Annotated in this window: 2 protein-coding genes; both read left to right on the forward strand. The window is 71.6% G+C overall.

What is annotated here, in order from left to right:
- Window positions 1-1661: serine/threonine-protein kinase (locus DSY14_RS27295; protein ID WP_211719478.1), on the forward strand; the 1661-nt coding region annotated here is incomplete at its 5' end.
- Window positions 1662-1714: 53 nt separating this feature from the next.
- Entirely contained in the window at window positions 1715-3595 is a 1881-nt protein-coding gene (locus tag DSY14_RS27300) for a serine/threonine-protein kinase (protein WP_211719479.1), read from the forward strand.
- Window positions 3596-3649: the final 54 nt, after the last annotated feature.

Below are 3649 nucleotides of genomic sequence, written 5' to 3' on the forward strand. Positions count from 1 at the left end.
ACCCCACCCACCTCGGCCCGTTCCGTGTGCTCGGACGGCTGGGCTCCGGAGGTATGGGCGTCGTGTACGCCGCGCTGGACGGACGCGACAGAAGGGCCGCGGTCAAGTGTGTGCACCGCTCCCACATCGCCGACCGCGAATTCCGTGCCCGATTCGCCCGCGAGGTGCGGCTGGTCCGTCGGGTACGGGCACCCGGCCTCCCGACCTTCCTCGGTGCCGACACCGGCTCCGACCTGCCCTGGTTGGCCACCGAGTACGTGCCCGGACCCACCCTCGACCAGTACGTGCGCCGGTCCGGCCCGCTCCACGGCGTGGCGTTGACCGCTTTCGCCGTCGGCGTGGCCCGGACCCTCGGCGCCATCCACGCCGCCGGGGTGGTGCACCGAGATCTGAAGCCGGGCAACGTGATCCTGTCCCCGGACGGTCCGAAGGTGCTGGACTTCGGCATCGCGCGCGCCGCCGAGGAGAGCGCACTGACCCGCACGGGTGGACTGGTGGGCACCCCCGGATGGATCGCGCCCGAGCAGTATCGCGGAGTCGATGCCACCGACCGTTCCGACGTCTTCGCCTGGGGCGGGCTCGTCGCCTACGCCGCCACCGGGAACGGCCCCTTCGGCGCGGCCGCATCGAACGTGTTGGTCTCCCGGGTGTTGTCGGATCCGCCGTCCCTGGGCGGGGTCCCCACCCCTCTGCGCGGGGTGGTCGCGGGCGCCTTGGACAAGGACCCCGCGCGGCGGCCCGACGCGGCCGGACTCCTGGGCGCACCGGCCCTCGCCACGCGGGGGGCCGTCGCGTCGGCGCCCGCAGCCGCGCCCGCGCAGACGGTCGACCCCTGGCGGGCACACGCGCTACGACGTCGTTCCTGGGCCCGGCGGCATCGTCGGAGCCTGACCCTCGGTGCCGCCGGGATCGCACTCGTCCTCGTCGCCGGCGCCGGGGTCCGGGTGGTGACCGAAGGATGGCTCGGAGGGGTTTCGGACCACACCGAGAGCGCGCCGACGACCACCGACGGCGGCGTCGTCGACGGACTGCCCGCGGACGACACCGTCCCCGAGGAGTTCCGCGAACTCTACGAGACCGGCACCGTGACCGTTGCCCCCGACCCGGAGGCCGGCGACGTCCTCGTTCGCACTCTGGAACCGGAGGGAGGCGGGGAGGGGCTGGACCAGGTCCGGTTCGCCATGGGCGAGCACTCCTGGTCCTATACGCAGAACCTCACCGTGACCGTCACCGCCGAGTACCTGCCCGACTTCGGCTCGTTGCGCGTGTACAGCCACGACTTCGCGAGGGTCGAGCGGATCGACCCCGAGGACGAGTCCCTCACCACCTTCGTCGCGAACAGTGACGGGACGCGTGCCGCGCTGTCCCCGGAGGAGCCCACGGCGGAGTTCGAGGTGACCTTCGTGACCGGGGCCACAAGGCAGGTGGGGGACGACGCCTTCGCCGTCTACCACACCCCCGCCGAAGCGGTTCAGGGCCTGCGCCCCGAGGTCGGCTACCCGGGCGGTCTCTGCTATCACTGGCGCGGTTCGCCGGACGACGACCCCTACTACGTTCCCGAGGCCGTGGAGGTCACGCCCCTCGATGCCACCCTCTCCGAGGGCTCCCCGACCAACAGTTGTGTCTACGGACCCGCCAAGGACGCGCTCCGCGGCGGCTGATCACACGACCCCGACGTGGCCGACCCCACCCCCGACACCGATGGGACCAGACGATGGCACGCAACACCCCTTTCGACCGCGACCACCTGCCGCCCGGTGTGGACCCGCCGAGACGCGGCGACCCCGAACGACTCGGCGACTACCGGGTGGTGGGACGCATCGGTGCGGGCGGCATGGGCGCCGTCTACGCCGGTATCACCGACGCCGGCCGTGCCGCCGCCGTCAAGGTGATCCACGCGCAGTTCGCCGCAGACCCGGACTTCAGGGCCCGGTTCGCCCGCGAGGTCGGCCTGGTCTCCCGGGTCCGGGCCACCTGCGCCCCCGCCTTCCTCGGCGCCGACGTGGAGGCGACCACCCCGTGGATGGCCACCGAGTACGTCCCCGGCCCGACCCTGCGTCAGCACGTCAAGCGGCACGGACGACTGAGCGGGGGGATGCTCACCGCGCTCGCGGTCGGTCTCGCCGAGGCGCTCACCGCAGTCCACACCGCGGGGGTGGTGCACCGTGACCTGAAGCCCGGCAACGTCATCCTCGCCCCCGACGGCCCCAAGGTGCTGGACTTCGGTATCGCCCGTGCAGCCGACGGCACCGTGCTCACCGCCACCGGAGGTCTGCACGGCACCCCCGGATGGGTCGCCCCGGAGCGGTACGAGGGGGTCGAGGCCACCGGGTACTCCGACATGTTCGCTTGGGGCGGCCTCGTCGCCGTCGCCGCGACCGGTCGGGACCCCTTCGGACGTGGTTCCGTGGACGGGATCATCCACCGCAGCAGGCACGAGGAACCGGACCTGGAGGGTGTCCCCGAACACCTGATGGGCCTGGTGCGGCGTTCGCTCGCCAAGGACCCGGCGGAACGTCCGCGAGCGGACGAGGCTCTGGCGGAACTGACGCGTGGTTGGTCGACCACACGGGTCCTTCCGGGCGGTGCGTTGCCGTCCACCCGCGTGGACGACCCGGGCCACGACGTGCACCCCACCGAGATCGTGCCCGAGCTGTTGGCCACCGAATGGACGGAGGTCGCCGACCCCGGCGTCCGCCGTGTGCGCGGGTCGCGCCGCGCCCCGGTGGTGTTCGTGGCCGCGGCCGTGCTGGTGGTCGCGCTGGTCGGTGGACTGCTGTGGTCCGACCGGGTGCCCTGGGGCGGCGGGACCGACGGAGACGGCGCGGCGAACGAGACGGCGGAGGACCCCACGGAGGAGGAGGTCGACGGCCCCACGGTGCGGAGCGACCCCGAGGATGGTGCCGCCGTGGTCGCCGAGGCGATCGACCTGATGGCGGGTGCGAGCGACTTCCTGTACCGGCACGAACACATCGTCGACCAGGAAGGGGGGCACCCGGCCATCAACGTCGTCGAGTACACCGAGGATCCCGTCCGGGCCGCTCAACGCAGGATTTACCACCCGTTCGGCACCCTCGTCGACCTGCACTACGGGAACGATCTGGAGCAACAGGTCAACGCCGCGGAGACGGACACGGGGGACGGTCCCGGGCCCCTGGAGTACTACCGGTCCGACGACTCGATCACCGCCGGCGACGATCTCCTGGAAGACCGCGACTGGGCGCTCTCGTGGATGCTGGAACCGGACTCCGAGATCGCCTACCAGGGCCGCAGCCGTGTGCCCTACGAGCCTGAGTTCTCGGACGACGTCAGCGCGGGACTGACGTTCGAGGTGACGGAGGGGCACCTGTACAGCGGGACCTTCGTCGAGCAGGTCGACCTGGAAGGGATCCGACCCGGCACCATGACCTTCGACCTGTGGATCGATGACGATGGCTACCCGCTGCGGTTGTCCGGTGCCGGGGTCGATGTCCCCGAGAACCCGGACTCCCCGGAGATCTCCTTCACCCAGACGCGGGATTACGTCTTCCACGAGCCTCGCGACATCCACATCCCTGAGGAGTCGGAGATCCTGTCCGAACACCCCGGGTTCTGAGTCCGGCCCCCACGAGCCCCGATCAGCCGAGCCAGAACAGGGAACCCCATGACC

It is taken from the genome of Nocardiopsis sp. MG754419 (assembly GCF_018207095.1).
Lineage (GTDB): Bacteria > Actinomycetota > Actinomycetes > Streptosporangiales > Streptosporangiaceae > Nocardiopsis.

Excerpts from the sequence above, each read along its gene's own strand:
- DSY14_RS27300 (WP_211719479.1), top strand. The coding sequence starts at position 1,715 with ATGGCACGCAACACCCCTTTCGACCGCGACCACCTGCCGCCCGGTGTG.